The 22,012-nt window shown below is 62.2% G+C and carries 21 protein-coding genes; 11 read left to right on the forward strand and 10 right to left on the reverse strand.

Going from position 1 to position 22,012, the window contains the following annotated elements:
• Nucleotides 1–12: 12 nt before the first annotated feature.
• Genes ACS5Q0_RS09550 through ACS5Q0_RS09570 form a run of 5 tightly spaced genes read left to right on the forward strand, consistent with a single transcriptional unit; the run spans nt 13 to nt 5,536 of the window.
• Nucleotides 13–1,200, forward strand: coding sequence for an ABC transporter substrate-binding protein (locus ACS5Q0_RS09550; RefSeq protein ID WP_473126392.1), 1,188 nt, complete (start codon nt 13–15; stop codon nt 1,198–1,200).
• A 15-nt stretch (nt 1,201–1,215) separates the two neighbouring features.
• Nucleotides 1,216–2,301, forward strand: a complete 1,086-nt coding sequence (locus ACS5Q0_RS09555) for an ABC transporter ATP-binding protein (protein ID WP_473126393.1) — start codon at nt 1,216–1,218, stop codon at nt 2,299–2,301.
• Nucleotides 2,301–3,209: an ABC transporter permease gene (locus tag ACS5Q0_RS09560; protein ID WP_473126520.1), complete on the forward strand. Its 909-nt coding sequence runs from the start codon at nt 2,301–2,303 to the stop codon at nt 3,207–3,209. Before ACS5Q0_RS09555 ends, ACS5Q0_RS09560 begins: the two co-directional genes overlap by 1 nt.
• Before the next feature lie 4 nt (nt 3,210–3,213).
• The gene (locus tag ACS5Q0_RS09565; RefSeq protein WP_473126394.1) at nt 3,214–4,056 is read left to right on the forward strand and encodes an ABC transporter permease; all 843 of its coding nucleotides are present in this window, start codon (nt 3,214–3,216) and stop codon (nt 4,054–4,056) included.
• 7 nt (nt 4,057–4,063) lie between these two features.
• Nucleotides 4,064–5,536 (forward strand): mannitol dehydrogenase family protein, encoded by a 1,473-nt coding sequence (locus tag ACS5Q0_RS09570; RefSeq protein ID WP_473126395.1) that lies wholly within the window; start codon nt 4,064–4,066, stop codon nt 5,534–5,536.
• Between the two features lie 119 nt (nt 5,537–5,655).
• On the opposite strand, the gene ACS5Q0_RS09575 is transcribed toward ACS5Q0_RS09570, so the two are convergent.
• The 4 genes from ACS5Q0_RS09575 to ACS5Q0_RS09590 are packed head-to-tail and all read right to left on the reverse strand — an operon-like array spanning nt 5,656 to nt 11,440.
• A complete protein-coding gene (locus ACS5Q0_RS09575; RefSeq protein WP_473126396.1) occupies nt 5,656–6,774 on the reverse strand; it encodes an adenylate/guanylate cyclase domain-containing protein in 1,119 nt (372 codons plus the stop codon).
• 6 nt (nt 6,775–6,780) lie between these two features.
• Complete coding sequence (locus tag ACS5Q0_RS09580; protein ID WP_473126397.1) at nt 6,781–7,146, reverse strand: response regulator; 366 nt, start codon at nt 7,144–7,146, stop codon at nt 6,781–6,783.
• Nucleotides 7,146–10,451, reverse strand: coding sequence for a PAS-domain containing protein (locus ACS5Q0_RS09585; RefSeq protein WP_473126398.1), 3,306 nt, complete (start codon nt 10,449–10,451; stop codon nt 7,146–7,148). The genes ACS5Q0_RS09580 and ACS5Q0_RS09585 overlap by 1 nt, the downstream gene beginning before the upstream one ends.
• Entirely contained in the window at nt 10,448–11,440 is a 993-nt protein-coding gene (locus ACS5Q0_RS09590; RefSeq protein WP_473126399.1) for an ABC transporter substrate-binding protein, read from the reverse strand. The genes ACS5Q0_RS09585 and ACS5Q0_RS09590 overlap by 4 nt, the downstream gene beginning before the upstream one ends.
• Nucleotides 11,441–12,181: 741 nt before the next feature.
• Here ACS5Q0_RS09590 and ACS5Q0_RS09595 point away from each other — a divergent pair.
• Entirely contained in the window at nt 12,182–12,802 is a 621-nt protein-coding gene (locus ACS5Q0_RS09595; protein ID WP_473126400.1) for a class I SAM-dependent methyltransferase, read from the forward strand.
• A gap of 119 nt (nt 12,803–12,921) precedes the next feature.
• Here ACS5Q0_RS09595 and ACS5Q0_RS09600 read toward each other — a convergent pair whose 3' ends face one another.
• The gene (locus tag ACS5Q0_RS09600) at nt 12,922–13,161 is read right to left on the reverse strand and encodes a hypothetical protein (RefSeq protein WP_473126401.1); all 240 of its coding nucleotides are present in this window, start codon (nt 13,159–13,161) and stop codon (nt 12,922–12,924) included.
• Nucleotides 13,162–13,573: 412 nt separating this feature from the next.
• Here ACS5Q0_RS09600 and ACS5Q0_RS09605 point away from each other — a divergent pair, with 412 nt between their 5' ends.
• The gene (locus ACS5Q0_RS09605) at nt 13,574–14,380 is read left to right on the forward strand and encodes a DUF1194 domain-containing protein (protein ID WP_473126402.1); all 807 of its coding nucleotides are present in this window, start codon (nt 13,574–13,576) and stop codon (nt 14,378–14,380) included.
• Between the two features lie 161 nt (nt 14,381–14,541).
• On the opposite strand, the gene ACS5Q0_RS09610 is transcribed toward ACS5Q0_RS09605, so the two are convergent.
• Nucleotides 14,542–15,711, reverse strand: a complete 1,170-nt coding sequence (locus ACS5Q0_RS09610) for an extracellular catalytic domain type 1 short-chain-length polyhydroxyalkanoate depolymerase (protein WP_473126403.1) — start codon at nt 15,709–15,711, stop codon at nt 14,542–14,544.
• A 133-nt stretch (nt 15,712–15,844) separates the two neighbouring features.
• Nucleotides 15,845–16,084, reverse strand: coding sequence for a hypothetical protein (locus ACS5Q0_RS09615; protein ID WP_473126401.1), 240 nt, complete (start codon nt 16,082–16,084; stop codon nt 15,845–15,847).
• A 278-nt stretch (nt 16,085–16,362) separates the two neighbouring features.
• On the opposite strand from ACS5Q0_RS09615, the gene ACS5Q0_RS09620 reads away from it, so the two are divergent.
• From ACS5Q0_RS09620 to ACS5Q0_RS09630, 3 genes are read left to right on the forward strand one after another with little or no spacing between them, the layout of a single operon-like run.
• Nucleotides 16,363–16,599 carry a hypothetical protein gene (locus ACS5Q0_RS09620; RefSeq protein WP_473126404.1) on the forward strand — a complete coding sequence of 79 codons (237 nt, stop codon included), beginning with the start codon at nt 16,363–16,365 and terminating at the stop codon, nt 16,597–16,599.
• 2 nt (nt 16,600–16,601) lie between these two features.
• A complete protein-coding gene (locus tag ACS5Q0_RS09625; protein WP_473126405.1) occupies nt 16,602–16,898 on the forward strand; it encodes a hypothetical protein in 297 nt (98 codons plus the stop codon).
• Between the two features lie 5 nt (nt 16,899–16,903).
• Entirely contained in the window at nt 16,904–17,404 is a 501-nt protein-coding gene (locus ACS5Q0_RS09630; RefSeq protein WP_473126406.1) for a hypothetical protein, read from the forward strand.
• A gap of 61 nt (nt 17,405–17,465) precedes the next feature.
• Here the strand turns inward: ACS5Q0_RS09630 and ACS5Q0_RS09635 are convergent, their stop codons facing one another.
• The 3 genes from ACS5Q0_RS09635 to ACS5Q0_RS09645 form a co-directional block, all read right to left on the reverse strand.
• A complete protein-coding gene (locus tag ACS5Q0_RS09635) occupies nt 17,466–19,331 on the reverse strand; it encodes a DEAD/DEAH box helicase (protein ID WP_473126407.1) in 1,866 nt (621 codons plus the stop codon).
• 52 nt (nt 19,332–19,383) lie between these two features.
• Nucleotides 19,384–19,701, reverse strand: a complete 318-nt coding sequence (locus ACS5Q0_RS09640) for a hypothetical protein (RefSeq protein ID WP_414473596.1) — start codon at nt 19,699–19,701, stop codon at nt 19,384–19,386.
• Between the two features lie 83 nt (nt 19,702–19,784).
• Nucleotides 19,785–20,567 carry an IclR family transcriptional regulator domain-containing protein gene (locus ACS5Q0_RS09645; protein ID WP_473126408.1) on the reverse strand — a complete coding sequence of 261 codons (783 nt, stop codon included), beginning with the start codon at nt 20,565–20,567 and terminating at the stop codon, nt 19,785–19,787.
• A 224-nt stretch (nt 20,568–20,791) separates the two neighbouring features.
• Between ACS5Q0_RS09645 and ACS5Q0_RS09650 the strand changes: the two genes are divergently transcribed.
• Nucleotides 20,792–21,925: an ABC transporter substrate-binding protein gene (locus ACS5Q0_RS09650; RefSeq protein ID WP_473126521.1), complete on the forward strand. Its 1,134-nt coding sequence runs from the start codon at nt 20,792–20,794 to the stop codon at nt 21,923–21,925.
• The last annotated feature ends 87 nt before the right edge of the window (nt 21,926–22,012 follow it).

Below are 22,012 nucleotides of genomic sequence, written 5' to 3' on the forward strand. Positions count from 1 at the left end.
CGGGAGGAAGACATGAGGAACCTGATCACCAGACGCACCTTCGTGGGCGGTGTGGCCGGCGCTGCCGGCGTGGCGGCCTTCGGCGGACAGAGCTTTGCGCAACTGGCGCTGCCGAAGGAGCCGGTCGCGCTCAACGTCATCGACGTCGCCGGCAACCTGGCGCTGACCCAGAAGGCGATCGAGAACTATCGTAAGGCGAAGCCGAACCTGGTCTCGCGCATCACCTTCACCAAGGCTCCGGCTCCGGAGCTTGCGGGCAAGCTCAAGGCACAGCAGGATGCAGGCCGCGTCGATATCGATCTCGTGCTCACCGGCACCGACGCCTTGTCGGCGGGCATCGACCAGAAGCTCTGGGTGGATCTGATCCCGCAGCACGCGAATGCGCTGCCGAAGCTCGACGACATCTATCTTCCCGCTGCAGCCAAGATGCAGACCCTGGCGAAGGGGCAGGGGGTCGTGGTCACCTATTACCCGTCGGGTCCGATCCTCGAATACATGCCCGACAAGGTGAAGAAGGTGCCGACGACCGCGGAGGAGCTGCTGGCCTGGGCCAAGGAGAATCCGAACCGGCTGATCTATGCCCGTCCGGCGAATTCGGGCCCCGGCCGCACCTTCCTCATGGGCCTGCCATACCTGCTCGGCGACAGCAATCCGCAGGATCCCGCCAAGGGGTGGGACAAGACCTGGGCCTATCTCAAGGAACTCGGCCAGAACATCGAGTATTACCCGTCCGGCACGGGTGCTGTCATGAAGGAGCTGGGCGAGGGCTCGCGCGACATGACGGTTTCGACCACCGGCTGGGACATCAATCCGCGCGTCCTCGGCGTCGTTCCGAAGGAGGCGAAGGTCGCCGCGCTCAAAGGCTTCCACTGGGTCGCGGACGCGCATTACATGTGCATCCCGAAAGGTCTCTCGAACGAGAAGATCGCCGTCCTTCTCGATCTGATGAGCTTCCTCCTCACGAAGGAACAGCAGGCCTACACCTATGACGAGGGCTATTTCTATCCCGGTCCGGCGGTGAAGGGCGTCACCCTCGATATGGCTCCTCCGGAAAGCCAGGCCGCGATCAAGGAATACGGACGCCCCGAATACGAGAAGTGGATTGCCGAAAATCCGATCGAGCTGCCGCTCCAGCCGGAGCAGATGGTGGTCGCGTTCCGCATGTGGGACGAGCAGGTCGGCGGCGCGAAGCGCAAGTAAATCCGAGGACCCGCGATGACGATAGCTCTCTCTCAGTTCAACGAAGTCCGGCTCGACCGCGTCAGTCGCGAGTTCGGGGCGCTCAACGCTCTTCGCGATGTCTCCCTGACGATCCAGCGGCGTGAGTTCATCGCCCTGCTCGGACCGTCCGGTTGCGGCAAGTCGACGACGTTGAACTGCATCGCGGGTCTTCTTCCCGTTACAGGCGGCGCCATCTGGCTCGACAAGAACCGGATCGACAGGCTGCGCCCCGAGGAGCGCGGCTTCGGCATGGTTTTCCAGAACTATGCGCTCTTTCCTCATCTCAACGTTCGCCAGAACATCGGCTTCGGCCTCAAGATGCGCGGCACGCCGAAGGCGGAGATCGACCGCAAGGTCAACGAGGCGCTCGGCCTCGTCCGCCTTCAGGGCCAGGAGAACAAGCTGCCGGGGCAGCTGTCCGGCGGCCAGCAGCAGCGTGTCGCCATCGCCCGCGCCATCGTCATCGAGCCGCCGCTCGTCCTCATGGACGAGCCGCTGTCGAACCTCGATGCCAAGCTGCGCCTCGAGATGCGCGCCGAGATCCGGCGCATCCACAACGAGCTTGGCGCGACGACGATCTACGTCACTCATGATCAGGACGAGGCCCTGTCGCTCGCGGATAGGATCGTGGTGCTGCGCGACGGCGTGGTCCGGCAGGTCGGAACGCCCAAGGAGCTCTATGAGGCGCCGGCTCATCTCGATGTCGCGGACTTCATGGGCTTCCGCAACAAGCTCAAAGGCACCGTCGTCTCGGTCGAGAACGGCCGGGCTCTTCTCGACGTGGAAGGTTCGCGGATCAGCGGCGTCGCTCGCGAGAACCTGTCGGTGGGCTCGACCGCCTATGCGGCGATCCGTCCGGATGATCTGGTTCTTGGCGAGGCCGGCGGAAACGCGCTGAAGGTCAAAGTTGACACCATCGAATATCGCGGACGTGAGTTCGTGGGAACGGCGCACTCGGAGGGCGGGCTCGACTTCGTCTTCCGCGCCCACCAGCCGGTCGAGCTGGGATCCACCATTCACCTGCAGGCCGACGATCAGCGCGTTCTCGTGTTCGCCGAGCCGATCAAGGGGAGGAGATGATGGAGGCACTTGCACCCGCGACCCGCGTCGAGCACGGACCCAATCTGCGGCAGAGGCTCGCCGCCAAGGGTTTTGACGCCGTGACCCTGCTGGTCGTTCCCGCAGCCATCTTCAGCCTGCTGCTCTTCGTATATCCGTTCGCCTTCGGTTTCATTCTCTCCTTCGAGCCGAAGAACGGCGGATGGCTTGCCAATTACCAGCGCTTCTTCTCCGATTCCTATCTCTACGGCACGATCGCCAACACGCTCTGGCTGTCCATTCCCGTCACGCTGCTGAACCTGCTCCTCGCCGTGCCGATCTCGTTTCGCGTACGGCTCATGCGGCGCCAGCGCCTTCTGACGACGATCCTCGTTCTGCCGATCACCCTCGGCACGGTGCTGGTCGCCGAAGGGCTCCTGAACTATCTCGGCCCTCAAGGGTGGTTCAACCGCACGCTCCTCACCCTCGGGGTCATCGACCAGCCCATAAGGCTCGTCCATAATTACTGGGGCGTTTTCGCCTCTCTCGTGATCACGGGTTTTCCGTTCACGTTCCTGCTGACCCTGTCCTATGTCACCGGGATCGATCCGGCGCTCGAACAGGCGGCGGCGACACTCGGGGCGAGCGCGTGGCAGCGCTTCCTCCACATCTATCTGCCGCTCCTGATGCCTGGGTTCGCCATCACGTTCTGTCTGTCCTTCGTGCAGGCCTTCTCGGTCTTTCCCTCGGCGGTCCTGCTCGGCGAGCCTGCGGGCTCGACCCGCGTCATCTCCATCGCCGCCTATCAGGCCGCCTTCGAGGAATACGATTACTCCATGGCCTCCGCGGTGGCGATGATCATGGGGTTCGTTCAGCTCGGCATCGTCGTGCTGGTGCTCGCGTCCCGCGGGCTGTTCTACCGTGGTCCCGCTTCCGGCGCGAAAGGATAAGGCCATGATCCGCGATACGACGCTTGGCGCGAAGCTGTGGGCCGTGGCCGTCTGGAGCCTGGTCGGTTTCTTCATCATCAACCTTCTCGCCATGATCGCGACGGTGGTCACGAGCTCTTTCGCCACGCGGTGGCTGGGCACGTGGCTGCCGCTCGGCTGGACGACGCGGTGGTACTCGTCCGCCTGGAACGAGTTCCAGCTCTGGGACGTGCTGATCGTCACGTTCCAGGTCGTTGGACTGGTGGTCCTGATCTCGGGTGCGCTCGGCGTGACGGCGGCCTATGCGCTCGCGCGGCGCGATTTCGCCGGTAAGCGCCTGCTGGTGCTGCTTTTCCTCCTGCCGCTCCTGATTCCGCCGATCACCTTCGGCATTCCCTTGGCGACTGTTCTCTACCAGACGGGACTCGCAGGCACGTTCTGGGGCGTCGTCGTGGCCAATCTCGTGCCGACAGTCCCCTTCGTGATCCTCGTCATGATCCCGTTCATCGAGCAGATCGACCCGAAGATCGAGGCGGCGGCCCGCGTGTTCGGAGCCAACACCTTCAAGCTCTTCGTTCATGTGCTTCTGCCTCTGCTGCTCCCCGGCATTCTCGCGGCGCTGCTGCTGGTCCTGGTGCGCACCATCGCGATGTTCGAGCTGACCTTCCTCGTGGCAGGGCCAACGAGCCAGACGCTGGTCGTGGCGCTCTACTATGCGGTCTTCGCGGCGGGCGTCCGAGCCGTCCAGTCCATCGACGCCATGGCCGTAGTCTATATGGCGACCACCCTGGTGTGGCTCGTCATCGCCCTGCGGTTCGTCAATCCTACGCAGATCGTCACCCGGGCGAAGCAGCAGCCTGCTCATTGAGGATGTCATGTCGAAGCGTCTGAGCGAAGCCACGCTTGCCGATCTTCCGAAGTCCGTCGCGCGTCCGCGATACGACCGGAAAGCGGTCACGACGGGGATCGTGCATCTCGGCGTCGGTGCGTTTCACCGCGCACACCAGGCGGTTTATGTCGATGACATCCTGTCGAAGGATCCGCGCTGGGGGATCGTGGCGGCGAGCCTGCGCAGCCCGGACACCTACGATGCCCTGGAACCGCAGAACGGTCTCTACACACTCTCCGTGCGCTCGGGCGAAGGGGAGGCGCTTCGCGTCATCGGCTCGATCCAGCGCGTGATCGTCGCTCCGGAGGCCGTGGATGATCTGCTGAGGGTCATGGCCGATCCGAAAACGCGGATCGTATCCCTGACCGTCACCGAGAAGGGGTACTGCCACGATCCGGCAACGGGAGCGCTGAACGAGTCCCATCCGGATGTTGTTCACGATCGCCAGAACCCTCATCGTCCTCGATCCGCTCCCGGTTTCGTTCTCGAGGCTCTGCGCCGCCGGAGGATCGCGGGTGTCCCGCCCTTCACGGTTCTGACCTGCGACAACCTTCCCTCCAACGGCCGTACGGTGAAGCGCGTCCTGACGCGATTTGCGCAGCTGCTCGATCCTGAATTCGGACGGTTCGTCGCGGACGAAGTCTCCTGTCCGTCGACCATGGTCGACCGGATCGTTCCCGCAACGAGCGACGAGGACCGCAGGCGGATCCGTGAGGAGCTGGGGCTTTCGGATGCGTGGCCCGTGGTGACCGAGCCCTTCACGCAATGGGTCATCGAAGATCACTTCCCCCAAGGCCGCCCAGCCTGGGAGGAGGCGGGCGCTCAATTCGTGACCGACGTGGAGCCCTATGAACACATGAAGCTGCGGCTTCTCAACGGAAGCCACTCGACGCTGGCCTATCTCGGCTATCTCGCCGGTTATGAAACCGTTGCGGAGACCATGGCTGATCCGGCCTTCGAGCGGTTGATCGCAGGTCTCATGAACGAAGAGGTGACGTCCACGCTCCACATGCCGGCCGGCGCCGATCTCGACGCCTACAAGCGAGCCCTGATCGAAAGGTTCAAGAATCCCGCTCTCCGGCATCGGACATGGCAGATTGCCATGGACGGATCCCAGAAGCTGCCGCAGCGCCTTCTCGGAACGGTTCGGGATCGCTTGCGCGAGAATGCCAGCATCAGCAGGCTCGCGCTCGGTGTCGCTGCCTGGATGCGCTACGTGACGGGCGTCGACGAGAAGGGAAGCCCTATCGACGTGCGCGACCCCATGGCGGCCCGCCTGCGCGAAGCGGCCGATCGGGCCGCCGGTTTGCCCGAGGGATTGGCCGACGCGTTGTTCGCCATACGGGAGATCTTCGGAGAGGATCTTCCGAACGACGCACGCTTTACCGGCCCTGTCGTCGAGGCGCTCGCACAGCTCTATGCTCAAGGCGCCAAGCGGACCGTCGCTGAGTGGGTCTAGCGCATCGTGCGGAAAAGTGGACCCGGTTTTCCGCTCGAACGATGCGCTCTTCAAGGGAGTGGAGCATCGGATGAGCCCCAAAAGTGCACATCCACTTTTGGGTCCGATGCTCTAGACGATCAGCCCTTGAGGCCTTCGATGTTGTAGATCGGAACCGGACGGCTCAGGCCCTTCAAATGAAAATCGCCGAGCGAGATGGCATGGGCCACGGCATCCACCTCGGTCGCGATGCGCTGCGTCACAAGGATCTGACCGTCGCGCGCTTCCGAGCAGAGGCGCGCCGCCACATTCGTCACGGTGCCGATCGCGGCGTAATCGAACCGGCCTTCGAAACCGATCCGACCCAGCGTCGCATAGCCCTGCGCGATGCCGATCCCGAAGCCGATGGAATAGCCCCGGAGCCGCCAGTCATGCGCCAGCGCCTGAGTGCTTTCGCGCATGGCAACGGCGAGCCGCACCGCCCGGTCGGCCGGGTCGGGGCAGGGAACGGGATCATTGAAGAAGATCATCATTCCGTCGCCCGTAAAGCGTTCGAGCGTACCCTCCGCATTATGAATCAAAGGTCCCAGAGTGGAGTGATAGGCTTTGAGCAGGGCCATGACCTCCTCGGGCGCGGCCAGCTCGGCGAAACTGGTGAATCCGCGCAGGTCGCAGAAGAGCACGACGATCTCCCGGCGGTGATGCTCGAGGATCTCCGCTCTGCCCCCCTTCGATGCGATCATGTCCGCGAGCTGCGGCGCCAGGAAACGCCTGAGGTCGCGCAGTCGTTCGAGTTCCTGGACCTGCCGCTCGACACGGGCTTCCAAGTCGCGATTCAGCACAGACAGTTCGGCCGCTTGCGCCTGAACGGTGTCGTAGAGCGTCTTGATCCGCAGGAGGGAACGGACGCGGGCGACCAGCGTGGCCGGCTCGAAAGGCTTGGTGAGATAGTCGTCCCCTCCGGCATCGAGGCCCGCGACCACATCCTTGATGCTGGATTTGGCGGTCAGCAGGATGATGGGAATCGCGCGGGAAGCCTCGTTGCTCTTGAGACGCTTGGTGATCTCGATGCCGTCCATCCCAGGCATCATGATATCGAGCAGGATCAGGTCGGGGCACAGCCTGTCGACCTGTTCAAGGGCCCCGTGGCCGCTTGTGGCCGTCGCGATCTCATAGCCTTGCGCCTCCAGACGCACCCGCACGATCTCGATGTTCTCCTCGATGTCGTCGACCACCAGAATGAGAGGACGCTCGCGCATGAGGGATCATTCCAGGAGTTCGCGAATCTTCGCGAGGATCAGACGCGGGCTGAAAGGCTTGGCGATATAGCCGTCGCATCCGGCGGCCCAGGCCTTCTCTTCGTCTCCAGAGAGAGCATAGGAGGTGACCGCGATGATCGGGGGCGGATCGATCATACCGTTCGCCTTGATGTGCCGTATGGCTTCATAGCCGTCGAGGATGGGGAGCTGGATATCCATCAGGATCAGGTCGGGGCGGAACTCTGTCGCCGCCGTCACGGCCGCCAGGCCGTCATGCGCCTCGCAGATGTCGAATCCGGCATTGGTCAGAAGATCGCGCAGAATGCGCCGATTGTCCTCCGTGTCTTCCACGATCAGGATCCGCTTCCCCATCACGCGGCCTCCGTGACGTGGGTCTCCAGCGGGAGATCGATGGTGAAGGTCGAGCCTTGTCCCACGGCCGATCGGACATGGATCGCGCCGCCATGCATCTGGACGATACGCTTGGAGATCGCGAGACCGAGGCCTGTTCCCGTACCGCCGTTCACGGCGTTCGAGCCCTGCTGGAAGGCTTCGAAGATGAGTTTCTGATCCTTCGGGGAAATGCCGATGCCCGTATCCTGGATGACGATTCTCAGCCGTCCGTTCTCCACCGCGGCCGTCACTTCGACCGAGCCCTGATCCGTGAACTTGATCGCATTGCCGACGAGGTTGACGAGCACCTGTGTCAGCCTGCGCTCATCGCCGCTGCCATAGGGAAGGCCCTCGGGAACGGAAACGTGGAGCGAAAGCCCTTTGGCTTTCGCGAGGGGCTCCGCCGTGGTGACCACGGCATGGACCAGATCCGAAACGGAATAGGGTTCGGCTGCGATCATCAGCTCGCCTGCCTCGATCTTCGACAGATCGAGAATATCGTTGATGAGAGCGAGCAGATGCCTGCCGTTCACCTGCACGCGGGTGAGAACGCCGTGCGCTTTCTCGGGCAGGTCGCCGTAGAGCCCGTCGATCAAGAGTTCCGTATAACCGAGTACCGCGTTGAGCGGAGTGCGGAGTTCGTGGCTCACATTGGCCAGGAACCGGGATTTGGCCTGGCTCGCCTCTTCGGCCTGTTCCTTCGCCTGCCTCAGGACATCCTCAAACAACTTCAGGTCCGTGATGTCGAAATAGGTGAGCATGCGTCCGCCGTCCGGCAGAGAGATGATGCGGTACTGGAGCACTTGGCCGTTCCTCAGCCGCATCTCCGTCATGGCCGTGACGCCGCTCCTGATCTCTCCGACGCGCCTGGCTTTGTAAGCGCCCCACTCCTCCTCCGAGACGTCGTAGCTGTCGAGTTCCCGACTCTTCTCCATGTCCTCCTCGAGGGAGCGGGACTTCCCGTAGAAACCTTCGGGCATCTGCCAGATCTCGCGATACGCACGATTGGCAAGACGAATATGGAAGTCGGGGTCGAGGAACAGGATGCCGTACTGGATGGTTTCGAGAACGGCGTTGAGGTCGCGCAGCGCCGCTTCGGTCTCCTTCTTCGCCTGCTTGAGCTGCGCTTCCCTTTGCTTCAATTCCGTGATGTCGTTGAAGGCGAAGAGGAGGGCGGGCGCGGATTCGTAATCGGCGAAGGTGGCATTCACCAGGGCCCAGAACTGGGATCCGTCATGACGCTGCAGGAGGACCTCGATATCCTGGACCCGTCCTTCCTGAGACAGGATTTTCAGGATGCGCTCACGGTCGGCAGGGTTCGCATAATAGTTCGGCGCCGCTGTTCCCCGCAATTCCTCCTGCGTGAGGCGGATCGCCTCCGCCGTACGGGCGTTGGCATAGAGGATGCGTCCATCCGACATCCGCGTCACCACGAGCGGGAAGGGAGCCAGCTCCAAAAGGCGCCGCTGGCGCTGCTCGGCGAGGGCGACGGCGTCGAGGGCCCGCTTCTGATCCGTGATGTCCACATAGGTGAGCATGCGCCCGCCATCGGCCAGAGCGACGCAATGATAGCGCAGCACGTGATTGTTCGGAGACTGAATCTCGATCGGTGTCTCGTCGCAATGCCGGATGTCTTCCATACTGCGTTCGACGAAAGCATCCTCATATTCGGGTTCGATCCCCATGGCCTTGCCGTGATGGGCGATCACGTCCCGGATCGGGGTGCCCTTGACGAGCTGCGATTCCGACACGGCCCACATCGCCTTGTAGGCGCGGTTGGCGAGGCGGATCTTCAAGTCGGGACTCAAGAAAAGAATGCCGTAATCGATGGTATCGAGAAGCGCATTGAGCTCACGGTGACGGGCGAGTTCCCGTTCGGCTCGTTCCCGCTCGCTCAGCTCGCGGGCCAGCTCCTCGTTCAGCTTGGCCAGGCTGGCGCTGCGCTCACTGAGCGCCGTCTCGCGTGCATCGATCTGGCGGGCCATCGTCGTGAAAGCCTCGGCCAGCTCACCGATCTCGTCTTCCCGTTTCAGGTTCAGGTGGGTTTTGAACTCGCCCTTGGCCACGGAGCTCGTGGCGCGCACCAGAAGACGCAGAGGTACGGCAATCTGGCTCCTGAGGGTCGAGCTCAGAATGACGATTTCAAGAAGCAGCGCCAACGCCCCCATGAGGAGGATCAGGCGCGCCGTCTTCCATGCGCTCTGGGCGGCGAGATCCAGCGGGTAGACCGTCGCGAGGGTCCAGGCCGGCCCGCTGAGCTTCGTAACGGCGATCACCTGGTTGTTGCCTTGATCGCGAATGACCGTCTGCTCGGGGAAGCGTTCGAGGGTCAGACGGTGAATTTCCTCGAGATGCGGATCTCCCGTTTCCGATATGGGCAGCGAACCGCTGCGCGCCTGAATGGCATCCATGAAGCGCGGATGCGCGATGATCCGCCCTTCATCGGAAAAGAGGATGTTGTAGGTTCCATCCACGTCCGTGCTCACGGCGCGGCCGATCAGGTCGTGAACGAGAATGTCCTGCCCGATTTGAATGGCGGGGCGCCCGTCCAGGAGAGCAGGGCGCGTGACCGAAACCAGCCAATCGTTGATTCCGTAATCGAAGTAGAGTTCGGACCAGCGCTCCTTCGCCGAATTGCCGGCCGACCCGGTACTGGAAACGAGAACGCCGTCCTTCTTGTCGGAGAGCAGGTTGAGCTTGCCCGAGATCTCCCAATCTCCTGCGCGGAGAGCCCAGGGCTGATCCGGCCAGAACATGAGCACGGCTCCTTCGGGAGTCATGACATAGAGATTGGCGAACTGGCTCTTCCAGGCAGGGCCGAATTGCGTGATCAGGTCGAAGGCGACTACGAGCCGCCGCTTGAGATCCCGCTCGATCATCACGTGCTTTCCGATGAAACCCGTGACGCCATAGGTCTTGAAGACATTCTCCGTGAGCCGCGTGGTTCCGTCGGGGAGCTGCTCGAAGAGAGAGGCAAATCGCTGTTCGGCCCCTTGGGGATCCATCTGGCTGATCTCTCGCAGGTAGCTTTCCGAGAAAGTGCGGACATTGCTGCTGGCGAGATCGAAAATGGCGCTTTCCCGGACGCGTCGCTGTTCAACGTAGCGTTCGAGGTTCTCCGTCGCCTGTTGCTCGAAGCCGGTCTTCACGTGCCAGTAGCTCAGAATGGTGGCGGCGGCGACGACGAGGCTGATCCGGATTGCGATCTTGCGGAGCGTCTGCAGTGTGAGCGAACGCTTCGGACTGGTGACCTTGCTGGGTTCGACGGGGGCAAGACTTGTCATGGAACGGCCTTCGCGAGAGCGGGGAGGTCCCGAATGCCGAGTCTTTGGGCGATCCTGCCGTTGAAGAACAATTCGCCCTCGCGATTATAGGAGAGGGGAATGTCGCTGGGCTTGATGCCATCGAGGATGCGGAGCGCCGCCTGTCCTACCCAATGTCCCTGTTCCTGCGGGCTTTTCACGACGCCGATGAGGCTCACGCTTGTCAGCCATTCGAAGTCCGTTCCACTTGGGATCTCGCTGCTCTCCTCGGCAAGACGACCCGCATCGGCAAGGTTCCAGTCGGGCAGCGACCCGACGCCGAGGATCATGAGCATGTCGACTTCCTTCTGCGCCCGCAGGAAAGCCTCCTTCCAGGCCGCATACGATTTCACGAAATAGGTCCTGTCGTAGGTGATCCCGAACAGGCGTTCGTGATAGGCGAGTTCCTTGCGCTTCACGGGCGTGTCTTCGGCGAGGAAGCCGAGCCTCGGTCCGCGCGCATGCCGGCGCATCAAACGGATGATCTGTGGAACGGAGGAAACCTCGACCATACCGGTGGTGTTGCGGTACGGCAGGCCATATGTAGAGGCATCCCAGTTCAAGCCGCAGAAGACCACAGGAACCGCAGTATCGCGCAGATAAGGCATGACAAGGTATTTCGCGGCGGGGTCATCGTTGATCGTCACCACGTCCGGCTTGAATTCATCGATGAGCCGCAGAGCTTCGAGGGCAGAGTCCTGGACATCGTTCTCCGACGGGCGTCGTTTCGTATCCATGTGGAACACGCGCAGTTCAATCGCCTTTCCGCGTAACGTCTCGCGAAGAGCGGCCACGATCCGGTCGTTCCATTCATTGCCGGTGTGATAGGAATCGATGTGGAGGATGCGTTTCTGCTCTTCTTGCGCTTGTACGGAGGGGGATAGCGGTAGCGCGATCAGGGCATAGATGAAGAGACAGGTTAGTGCGGCATCCCGCATCCAGGGCCGTGCGTGTTCGAAACGTCGTGACATGGCATATTCCGATCGCGTGAACGTTCGTTGCCTTCGGCGGACGTATGTCCTTCTCACAGTGTGCCGCGGGCCTATGCCTTGCTTGTGAGTTTCGCTCTGCGGACCATACTATGCTCCGATATCGCGGCTCCCAACTCTTTTGCGCTCCCACACCCCTTAAGGGTTAGTTTCGATATATCGGCCGCTTTGTCGTTTCCGAGCGGAGCGGTTGACGAAATCGCCTGCAGGTTTTGAGGGCTTGGCCTGCAAGACATCCCATAGGCAAGATGCCTTTGCGATCCGTCCCACGGCAGTCTTCCACGTAAAGCCGTCCGGCTTGCGCGCATCCTCTTCCCGGGGCCATCACTCATTTCAGCCCCGAAGCGAGAACTGGATTCTAATCGAGGAAGAGCCATCCATCTGTGACTTGGATCACATGGCGAATTCGGTGGCGACCTCACATCTGCCGAAGTCGAGAAGCGGGGTGTGATGTCACGCTAAGAAAAGACGTTTCCTCAGACATGACGGGAGCGTCCGCGATGTGACCGAAGTCACAGAAATCCAGGCACGACCGGCGGATGATCAACGGCAGCGATGATCGGCAACCCTCTTTTGCCCGCATCGTCGGCGGCGGTTGACGCAATCGAGCGCGGTGGCTGCTGCAGGGCGTCGGTCTTGAACGTTACGTCGTCTGTCACGGTTGATGCGGTTCAGACCGGTCCTTCATCGCCTGCGCAATTTTCGCCTCGACGGAGCCCCATGATGAGCATCTATTCCCGCTATATCGGTCCGAGAATCGTCAGCTGCCTGTGCGCCATGGACGACATCACCGCGGAGCGGGAGCGTGTCATTCCTCTCGCAAGCGGTGTGGTTCTGGAGATCGGGATGGGGCCGGGATTGAACTTGCCATTCTACAATCCGCTTCATGTGACGAAAATCCTCGGCGTCGATCCGAACGATGCTTTTCTGCATCTCGGCGAGATCCGCCATCGTAGCAGCCGCGTGCCTCTTGAGATCGTGCGTGCCCCCGCTGAAGAGCTGCCGCTGAAGGACGACAGCATCGACACGGCCGTGATCACCTACACTTTATGTTCGGTCGACGATCCCGAACAGGCGCTCAAAGAGATCCGCCGGGTCCTCAGGCCCGGCGGTAAGGTGCTCTTCCTCGAGCATGGATTATCGCCGGAGGAAGACGTGGCGCGTTGGCAGTATCGGTTGAACCCGATCTGGCGCTCTCTTGCAGTTGGCTGCAATCTCACGCGCCCGGTGGCGGAGCTCCTTCAGCGAGCCGGCTTTTCCATCCGGGATATGGAGGAGTATTATCTCGGCGGTGCTCCGCGTGTGCTCGGCTTCCATTGCCGTGGTGTCGCCCAGGCTCTGTAATCGAGAGCAATGCTGCTTGGAGCCATTACTCAGCTCGGCGTTCAAGTCGGGCGATGAGGAGGCGTAGCGTCATGAATTTCCGACGGGACGCCTCCGCTCAAACGATGCGAGGTTTTGTTTCAGTTGACGGCGTATGAGGGCGCCTCGCCCATGAGCGCGGCCCTGGCGGCCAACAGCAGCGCCTCGCCGAGCTCACGCGCATGCTCCGCCGTCATCGCCACCGGCAATTGCCGGCGCACCCCGCTCTCGTATTCCTCCGGCGTGCTCGCCATCTCGATCACCATCATCGCGTCGTGCCCGTCGAGCGTGCCGACGGAAAAGGCGGTGAGGGCTCCAATCGCGTCCATGTCAGGCTTCATTGTTGTTATCCCTCTGGCTGTCTTGGTTATGCCCCTACGGCATGCTCAACAATCTACCGCCTCCCGCTCCCCCTGTCTGCTCTCCGCCCAGAGAGTGGATTTTGTTGCATGTCGGAGGACGGAAGAAACATCGGGCTGCAATTGCCCTCGGGCCCATTCAAGCCTCACTCAAGATGACGGATGTGCACTGACGGTCTGGCCCGCGGGAGCATCGTATCCCGCAGATGTCGTTTCTCGGATCATCAAACCATGTGAGGAGGACGATGACGCATTTCGGGAAAGACTGCACTCGTCGCTTCTCGTGTGGAGCGCACATCTTTTCGCCACCCTGTCGTATCAAAGTTGAGCATAACGCGTTGAGAGAAGGGCTGCGGGCTGTGGTCATGAGCTGAGGGCTGGGGCGGAGGTCGTCATGCTTCGTCGTTTCTGGTTTACTGTTGCGTGCCTTGTTTTGGCGGGCGGCTTCCTCGACGGATCATCGGCTTCGGCCGAACCCCAACTCGACGTGGCTCTCGTGCTTGCCGTTGACATCTCCTCCTCCATGGAAGCGGAAGAGCAAAGTCTTCAGCGCGTTGGTTACGCGGAAGCATTCCGTTCTTCCCTTGTGCATGAAGCGATCCAGAACGGCACCGCAGGCCGGATCGCAGTCACTTATGTCGAATGGTCCGGCACCAAGGATCAAACGATCATCGTCCCCTGGATGGTCATCGACGGACCAGAGAAAGCGAAGGCCTTCGCTGACAGCCTCGGAAGCAGACCTATCCGTCAGGCCGGCATGACATCGATTTCCGGTGCTATCGACTTCAGCCGCACTCTTTTCAGTGATATCGGCAAGATCGCCGCGCGCCGCGTGATCGACATATCGGGCGACGGCCCCAACAACGACGGGCGCAAGGTCGTCCTCGCGCGGGATGAGGCCGTTGCGGACGGCGTCGTCATCAACGGTCTGCCGATCATGTTCAATCGATCTCAGAATAGCCCGGAGATGGACGGGCTCGACGTCTATTATCGTGAGTGCGTCATCGGGGGCAGCGGCGCTTTTGTGATTCCGCTCCACGATGCGGAGCAATTCGCCATGATCATCCGTACCAAGATCATGCGGGAGATCGCAGGAATCGAGGATCGGCAGCCGAAAGTCATCCCGACGCAATCGCGCATGAACTGCGTCACTGGCGAGAAGAAGACTGATGATGATCTCAGTGTTCAGAAAGATCCGTAGGATCCGTGCCGATTGCGCGGATCTTCGATCCCGCTCCAAACGATATGCTGCCGGAGAGGAGGCATCTTTCCGCGCGGAACTAATGACTGCTCCTGCCTTTCGATGGTTCTTCCTCTTGCCGAGCGCATTGTTCGAGCGGTCTCCTTGGTCCGCGCAATGCGCTACCGCATGAGCCCCGCGGCCTTCAGCGCTTTCGTGATCACCGATGAGACGTCGGGAACAGGCGAGGGGGCGGGCTCGTCATGCTTGGGCGTGCTCGTTTCTGATACGGGCTCTCTCTCGCGGGTGCTGGATTCCTGAGCAGGGCGCGGCTGTCGCTGCGTGATGACACGTTCCGTGAGTCCCCAGAAGCGTGCAATGTGGTAGCTCGACGAAATGCCGGCTTCGAGCAGGAACGGGCCAGCGACGCCATAATGGTTGTCGCCGTCTCCGGTGGCGAGCGGCGTCCCATGGGCCATCCCGTTGATGATGTATTCCTCGATCACATCCTCGCCGGCGTCGTTCGTCCAGACGCGGCGTGGATAGCCGTCGACCGTTTCTTTCCGTCTCGGATCGAGCGGCAGGCCATGAACGTCCGTCCATTGCTTGATGATCTCGCCCGCGTTCAGCGGCTTCACGGTGGCGTCGGCGCTGCCGTGCCATACCGACACTTTCGGCCAGCGGCCCTGATGGGGTGATGCATGGCGCACCAGGTCTCCCCATTCCTTGGCGGAACGCGTTTGCCCCTGGAACATGCACTCGAATGCTTCCGGGACATTGGTGGCGCAGCGATAAGGCAGGCCGGCGATGATAGCTCCGCCCGCGAAGACCTCCGGATAGGTTGCCAGCATGGCGGCCGTCATGGCGCCTCCGGCGGAAAGCCCGGTCACGAAGATGCGATCACGGTCGATGCCGTGGTCACGAACGGCGCGCTCCACCATCTGGCGGATCGAGGCGGCTTCGCCCCGTTCGCGCTCGATGTCTCCGGGCAGAAACCAGTTGAAGCACCGTTTGGGATTGTTGGTCTCCCGCTGCTCGGGAAGGAGCACGACGAAGCCGTAGCGCTCGGCCAGGACGGACCAACCGGAGCCGTAATCGTAACCCGCCGCGCTCTGGGTGCAGCCGTGAAGGACCACGACGAGGGCCGGAGAAGGCGCGAGTTCCGGCGGCGCATAGGTCAGCATGCGCAGGTTGCCCGGATTGGTGTCGAAGTCCTGGACTTCGGTGAGGCGGCTGGGCGCCCCGGATGAAGGCTCGAGCGAGGCTGCACTCGTCTCGCTAGCCTTCATCAATCCTTCCCACTGGCGGCGATAACGGGCCAATTGGCGGATCATGCTTCCCAGGCGCTGCATCGAGCTTATCCTTCAAGATTCCGAACGAAGGATAACGCCCGATCAATGCCTATGTTGCAATGCAAAAATCGAATATTGCCTTGCAGCAGCCTTCCACAGATCCCGTCAGGAGAGAATTCGCAGGAAGCCCGTTTCAGTTGACGGCGTATGAGGGCGCCTCGCCCATGAGCGCAGCCCTGGCGGCCAACAGCAGCGCCTCGCCGAGCTCACGCGCATGCTCGGCCGTCATCGCCACCGGCAATTGCCGGCGCACCCCGCTCTCGTATTCCTCCGGCGTGCTCGCCATCTCGATCACCATCATCGCGTCGTGCCCGTCGAGCGTGCCGACGGAAAAGGCGGTGAGGGCTCCAATCGCGTCCATGTCAGGCTTCATTGTTGTTATCCCTCTGGCTGTCTTGGTTATGCCCCTACGGCATGCTCAACAATCTACCGCCTCCCGCTCCCCCTGTCTGCTCTCCGCCCAGAGAGTGGATTATGTCGCATATGAGATAAGAAAGGGGGCAGAGACCCCAAATTCCTCCAGGAAGAGGGCGCCTTCTAGCTTGAGCATATTGATGAGGATCAATGCCGCGTATTACGGGCCGGCTACAAGAAACCCTGGTTGCCGCCATGGCCGATCCTCCCGCTCGCACCAGGAGAAGGAACAGAAACATGCCCGACTACGCAAAACTCGTGGACGAGATCAAATCCGCCAGGGACGAGATTAGGCTGAAAATTCATCTCGGCTCGAAAGAGGTGCAGGACGAATGGTCCGAGCTCGAGCGTCGCTGGAACTCTTTCCAGAACCGCGCTGAACTCGACAAGAGCGCTAAGGACCTCGGGGATGCCATAAAGATCCTGGGGGGCGAATTGAAGGATGCGTACATGCGCATTCGGCGGGCGCTCTGATCATGGCGGGCCATCTCCAGCATGAGCTTGCCGCCCTGCAGGCGGAGCTCGGCAAGGTGTCGGGCGTCGGTTCCAAGCCGCGTTCCGAATTCGTTCAGCAGGAGGTGAAGGGCAATGCGGCTGACGATAATGCTCCGTCCCTCACTGCCGATCTCCAAGAGCAGCTGAGCGAGCTGAGCAGAGAGTTGTCCGCGTATACGGACGGTGTCGAAGATGCCATCGCCGAACATCCTCTGGCGTCCGTTCTGGGAGCGTTTCTCCTCGGTCTGGCGCTCGGATGCATGATGAGAAGGGCTTGAACGTCATGATGGACAGCATTGTCCGAAATCTCAGGGTTCTCTGGCGCGCCGAGTCGATCATCGCCGACATCCGCGTGCGGCAGATGATGACCCGTTCCTCCTTGAGAGGAGCGGCTGCGCTTCTGGGCCTTTTTGCCTATGGCATGGGCAATCTGGCAGCGTTCTTCGCGCTCGATCAGGTCTGGGGCAACATCTGGGCCGCCGTTGCCGTCGCACTCGGCAATCTCGTGGCCGCTCTTCTTCTCTTGGCGATTGCAGAGCGGACAAAGCCGGGACGGGAGATGGAGCTGGCGCTCGAAGTGCGCAACTCCGCCCTTCAGGCGCTGGAAACGGATGCCGAAGCCGTCCAGTTGCAGCTCACGGAGCTGCGCGATGAAGTGCGAGGCATGAGGCAGGCCATTATCGGGTTTGTGCGCAATCCGATCGACTCCATCATTCCGTCGATGCTCGTGCCGCTGGCGGGAGCTGTCATCAAGAATCTCAAGAAGCCGGCCAACGCGTCCTGATCTCATCGGCTTCCTTTGGACGGCAGGCCGGAACGCGAGAGCGCTCCGGCCTGCTATAGTCTCAGCGGCTCTTGCCGGATGGGCGCTTCTGGTCTTTCGGGCGCTTGCTGTCTTTTGCGCTCTTCTGCTCGCGAGGATGTTTGGCTTCAGCAGCGCGCTTCCCCTCGCGGAACGGCTTGCCTTCGCGGAACGGCTTGCGCTCGGAAGGCCCGCTTCTGGCCTTGGGAGCCTTGTCCCTGGCGCCGTCCCAGGACTTGGCCTGCGGAGCATCGGCCGGCTCGATCCGGATATCTTCGTCATTGGCCTTGCGCACCGCTGCGGCGAATTTCGGCGCATGGGATTGGGCGATCTGGAATTTCGACTCCCGGTCGAAGATCTTGATCGATCCGATCTCCTTCTTGGTCACATGGCCGAGGCGGCAGATGATCGGCAGAAGCCAGCGCGGATCGGCATTGTTGCGGCGTCCGACGCTCATGCGGAACCACACCATGTCTTCCGACGCGCCGTAGGCGTTATCATCCGATTCTCCACGGCGGCTTCTCGCGCCATATTCGCCGCGAGACCGCTCGTCCTGCCGTTCGCGCTTGTCCTTGCGCTGACGCGGCCCGCGATCTTCACCCGGATCGAAGACCTCTTCGGGCGCCGGCAGCCTCGAGCGATGGAAACGCGCCAGGGCACTGGCAAGCTCTTCCGCCGATTTGTCCGCGAGAAGGGCGCGCGCCATGGCGAGATCCTCTTCCGTGGTCTCCTCGGAGAAGATCGGATCCTGCATCATGCGCTCACGGTCGAGCTTGCGGATCTCGTCGGCCGAGGGCGGGCCGGCCCAGGTGGCGTCGATACCGGCCTGGTCGATCAGGCGTTCGGCCTTGCGGCGGCGGGTATAGGGCACGAGCATGACGCAGACGCCCTTGCGTCCGGCGCGGCCCGTACGGCCGCTGCGATGCAGGAGCGTTTCGTGATCGTTCGGCAGGTCCACGTGGATGACGAGCCCGAGATCCGGCAGGTCGATGCCCCGTGCGGCGACGTCGGTGGCGACGCAGACGCGGGCACGCCCGTCGCGGAGCGCCTGCAGGGCGTGGCTGCGCTCGCTCTGGCTGAGCTCTCCCGAGAGAGCGACCGCCGCGAAGCCGCGCTCGACCAGGCTCGCATGGAGATGGCGCACCGCCTCGCGGGTATGGCAGAACACCATCGCGCCGCGGCTCTCGTAGAAGCGCAGAATGTTCACCGTGGCGAGTTCGGTCTCGTTCGGCGCGCAGCGGATGGCGCGGTATTCGATGTCGCCATGGGGCTCGTTCTCGACCAGGGTATCGATTCGGTGCGCATCGCGCTGATAGCGGCGCGCGAGCGCCACGATGTTCTTCGGCAACGTTGCGGAGAACAGCAGCGTACGGCGACCCTCGGGCGTGGCATCGAGAATGAATTCCAGGTCCTCGCGGAAGCCGAGGTCCAGCATCTCGTCGGCCTCGTCGAGCACGATGACCTTCATCCTGGACGTATCGAGGCGCCCGCGCTCGAGGTGATCCCGCAGGCGTCCGGGCGTGCCGACGACGATGTGGCAGCCGTCCTCCAGCGCGCGCTGCTCCCGGCGCACGTCCATTCCGCCCACGCAGGAGACGACCCTCGCGCCGGCAGGGCCATAGAGCCAGATCAGCTCGCGATGGACCTGGAGCGCCAGTTCCCGGGTCGGGGCGATGATGAGGGCCAGGGGCTCGCGAGGCGCGCCGAGGCGCTCCGCGTCGCCCAACAGGGTCGAGGCCATGGCCAGGCCATAGGCCACGGTCTTGCCGGAGCCGGTCTGGGCGGAGACGAGGAGGTCGCGGTCGAGGGCGTCGGCTTCGAGGACAGCCGCCTGGACGGGGGTAGGATCGTTATATCCTCGGTCGGCAAGAGCGCGCTCGAGGCTTGGATTGGTCTTGGGAAAAGGCATGAGATTAGGGCTGAACCGGTTTGAGGGAGCTTTCAAGCTCCGATGAGGATGATCAGCCAGAGGCGGCGCCGTCGTCTATTTCGTCGATCGACACCAGGAAGACGACATCAATGTTGATGTCGCCAGAGTCTTCGTCGTTTTCGACCTCGTCCTCATCCTCGTCGTCCAGAACCTCATAAAACGCATCGATTTCGTCCTCGGATGCGGGTCTGGTTGTCAAGGCAGCTGAGCCGTCCCAAAGGAAGCGGCCCTCGCTCTTAAACGACTTGAGGTCATCTTTAAAGCTCTCGCTCAAAAAGAGCTCCTGAGCCTGCTCCTGATCGGCGTTGGTCACGGCAACCGCTTTGCCGGCAATCTCCAGGGTAACCATGGCATGTCCTTCATCGCTTAAGCTGGGGCTCTTAGCCTAACGCGCATCCGGGCATTTCGATCATTAGGGCCGAGCTTCCAAGCCTATAATGTGTAGCGCAGGGCCTCGCCGGCGGCCCTCAGAGACGGCAGGAAGCGCTCCTCCATCTCGGAGGCGGGCACGCGCGCGGCCTGGGCGCTGATGTTGAGGGCGATGGAAGCCTGGCCGTTCTTCTGGACGAGCGGCACGGCAATGGAGCGAAGGCCGAGTTCCAGTTCTTCGTTGATGATGGCGTAGCCCTGCTGCCGCACCGCTTCCAGCACGGCCCTGAATTCGTTCCTGTCGGTGACGGTCTTCGGGGTGCGCGCCTCCAGGCGCACGCGCTGCAGATAAGCCTCGACGATGTCAGGGGGCTGATAGGCCAGGATTGCCCGGCCGAGAGAGGTGCAATAGGCCGGCAGCCGGCTTCCGACACCTAAACCGATGGACATGATCCGACGCGTGGCCGAGCGGGCGATATAGACGATCTCGTCTCCGTCCAGCACCGCAGCGGAGCTGGATTCGCCCGTCTCTTCGGAAATCCGCTCCAGGAAAGGCTGGAGGCGGGTGGGAATCGCCGTGGAGGAGAGATAAGCGTAGCCGAGCCTGAGAATGCGCGGGCTCAATGAGAAGTAGCGCCCATCGAAATCCGCATAATGGAGCCGCGTGAGGGTCCGCAGGTAGCGCCGCGCGGCCGCCCGGGTGATGCCCGTGATCTTGGCGACATCGGACAGGGTCAGCCGTGGGCGGCTGGCGTCGAAGGCCTCGATCACCAGCAGGCCCTTTTCGAGGCTCGCGACGAAATCGCGATCTTCGCGCTCCAGATTGTCGGTCTCCTGAGCCTGCATTCTCACGTCCAAAAGAGCGGGGTTCGACTCATGGAGCCTTGACACCCGGGGTGTGAATCGTCCTTGATGTGCGTAATGGTAATCAATGTTCGCAATGCGCACAAGTTCGATTGACTGAAATTGCAGACCGTGATCCGTCAAACGAGATCCGCTGGCTCGCAGGGAAGGAAACGAGGATGACAGCAGGCAAGAGAATACTGGGGGTGGCCGTCGGCGCGTTGCTGATGGGCTGCGTCTCCGCTTACGCCGATACCGTCAAGGTCGGCATCATCGGCCCGTTCTCCGGGCCCTTCGCCCTTCAGGGCAAGAATTTCCAGGCCGGCGTGGAAGCCTACATGGCGCTGAACGGCAAATCCGTGAAGGGCCACGACATCGAGGTCATCTATCGCGACCTTCCTGCCGCCAATCCCGCCCAGTCCCGCGCCCTGGCGCAGGAACTCGTGGTGAAGGAGAAGGTGCAGTATCTCGGCGGCGTCTATTTCACACCCGACGCCATGGCGATCACGCCTCTGCTCGCCCAGGCCAACACACCGCTCGTCATCTTCAATGCGGCGACCTCCGCCATCATGAACACGTCGCCGCTCGTCGTCCGCACGTCGTTCACGACCGCGCAGACGACGCATCCCTTGGGCAAGATCGCGTTCGACGAAGGGGTCAGGAAGGCCATCACCGTGGTGAGCGACTACGGCCCCGGCGTCGATGCCGAGAATGCGTTCAAGAAAGCGTTCGAGGCTGCCGGCGGCCAAGTGGTCGAGGCCATTCGCATGCCGATGAACACCACCGACTTCAGCCCGATCATGCAGCGTGTGCGCGATTCCGGCGCCACGGGCCTCTTCGCGTTTCTGCCCTCCGGCCCGCCCACTCTCGGCTTCGTGAAGGCTTTCAACGAGACGGGCCTGAAGACCGCCGGCATCAAGTTCTACGCGCCTGGCGATCTGACGCAGGAATCCGACCTGCCGGCGCTCGGTTCGGCCGCCGAAGGCCTGAAGACGAGCTTCCACTATTCGGTGGCGCACGACAGCCCGGAGAACAAGAAATTCGTCGAGGCCGCGACCAAGGCCATCGGCTCCGCCGATCAGTTGTCCTTCCCGGCTGTCGGTGCTTATGACGGCATGCACGTCATCTACAAGATGATCGAGGCGACCGACGGCAAGCAGGACGCGAAGAAGGCGGTTGAAGCCGTCAAGGGCCTGGCCTGGACGAGCCCGCGCGGTCCCGTGCGCATCGAGCCCGAGACGCGCCACATCACGCAGAACATCTATCTGCGCGAGGTCGCGAAGGGGGCCGACGGAAAGTACATCAACAAGGAGATCCAGACCTTCCCGGATCAGAAGGATCCCGGTCTCACCACCCAGTAAGGCGAACCGCAGGCGAAGAGGGACGGGCGCGCTCCGATCGGGATTGCGTCCGTCCGCGACTCCATTGAACGACGCGCGAGCGAGCGG

Source organism: Microvirga sp. HS2, assembly GCF_055792805.1.